We start from the raw sequence: 1,671 nt of genomic DNA, 5'->3' as shown, positions 1-1,671 counted from the left end.
AAAACCCACGAGCGCATATCCGCGCACGACCCGGTGAAATTCCGGGGTCGACGGTACAGTCCGGATGAAAGAAGGCTACCCTCTCTTACAGCGACTTTTTCTGCATGTCGTTGCTTCCTGCCCCGAAAACCATCGTTTTCGGGTTTTTTATTTTTACCGGGAAAGTCAGGTTGAAAGACATGGAAATCAGCATCCCCAACTTACAGAACCTTAAACCCCCGCTGGGGAGTGAAGCCGGCGCATCGCCGTGGCTGCGCCGCCTGCGTTTATTCCTTACCCCCTTCTCGCTGGTGCTGGCACTGTTCCTGTGGGAAGGGCTGGTACGCCTTGCTCAACTGCCGGCCTTCATCCTCCCCTCACCCGGCCGGGTGGCGGCGCGTTTCTGGCAGGCGCTCGCGGATGGCACCCTGCTGCGCCACACATCCGCCACCCTGCTCGAAATCACGCTCGGCTTGCTGGCGGGTACCCTGCTGGCCACCCTGATCGGTTACCTGCTGGCTAAATCCCCGCTGTTTGAGCAGCTCTTCGCCCCCTATCTGGTCGCCAGTCAGGCAATTCCAATTGTGGCAATCGCCCCGCTGCTGGTGATCTGGTTTGGACCGGGCATTTTCACCAAAATGCTGATCTGCGCGCTGATTGTTTTCTTCCCGGTGCTGGTCAACACGGTGGTAGGGCTGCGCGCCGTTCCGCAGGACCTGCGCGCCCTGATGCGCTCGCTGCGGGCTACTCCGTGGCAAAACCTGCGCTATCTGGAAATTCCGGCTGCCCTGCCGGTGTTTCTGGGCGGTTTGCGGGTCGGTGCCACCCTCTCGGTCATCGGTGCGGTCATCGGTGAACTGGTGGCAGCCGACCGCGGGTTGGGTTTTCTCATCAATGTCGGGCGCGGTCAGTATGATACGGCGCTGGTCTTCGTCGCCGTTTTCACGCTGGTTACGCTGGCGTTGCTGCTTTACGGAGCGGTGATCTATATGGAACGCCGTTTGCTGGCCTGGCAAAGCGAACCTTACAAACGCAACGGCAACAAAATTCTCGATTAATGGAAAGGTACTCGAACCATGCGTGCGCTTCATTTCAGTCTCATCCTGATCCTTGCAGTTTCCTTCCTCAGCGGGTGTGCCGCACCTGCCACCCCTGCCCCCACCGCCGGGCTGACCCCCATCCGCCTGCCGGTGGGTTTCATCCCCAACATTCAATTTGCCCCGCTGTATGTCGCCATTGAGCGCGGCTACTTCCGCCAAGTGGGATTGGATGTAACCCTGGATTACAGCATGGAAAATGACAATGTGGCGCTGGTCGGGGCCGGTCAAATTCCTTTTGCGGTCGTTTCCGGCGAGCAGGTGCTGCTCGGCCGCGCGCAGGATTTACCGGTGGTGTATATCACGGCCTGGTACCGCGATTTTCCGGTGGGCATTGCTGCGCTGGAATCGAGCGGCATCCGCCAGCCGGCTGACCTGCGCGGGCGCAAGGTAGGCATCCCCGGCACCTATGGGGCCAGTTACATTGGTCTGCAGGCCCTGCTCAATGCGGCCGGCCTGAAGGAAACCGACATCAACCTGCAATCCATCGGCTTCAATCAGGTGGAAGCGCTGACCGCCGGACAGGTGGAAGCCGGGGTGGTTTATATCACCAATGAGCCGATTCAGCTGCGCGCACTTGGCTACGATGTGCGCG

Annotated in this window: 2 protein-coding genes; both read left to right on the top strand. The window is 59.8% G+C overall.

All coding sequences use genetic code 11. From position 1 onward, the window contains the following. The first annotated feature begins 179 nt into the window (after window positions 1-179). Window positions 180-1,037, top strand: a complete 858-nt coding sequence (locus tag VAE48_RS10005) for an ABC transporter permease (RefSeq protein WP_322793183.1) — start codon at window positions 180-182, stop codon at window positions 1,035-1,037. A gap of 18 nt (window positions 1,038-1,055) precedes the next feature. After that, window positions 1,056-1,671 (top strand): ABC transporter substrate-binding protein (locus tag VAE48_RS10000; RefSeq protein WP_322793182.1); only part of this gene is annotated, 616 nt, incomplete at its 3' end.

Origin of the sequence: Bellilinea sp. (genome assembly GCF_034432615.1) — a bacterium.
In the GTDB taxonomy this organism is placed as follows: Bacteria; Chloroflexota; Anaerolineae; order Anaerolineales; family Anaerolineaceae; genus Bellilinea.
This window is presented reverse-complemented; position numbering and strand designations above follow the sequence as displayed.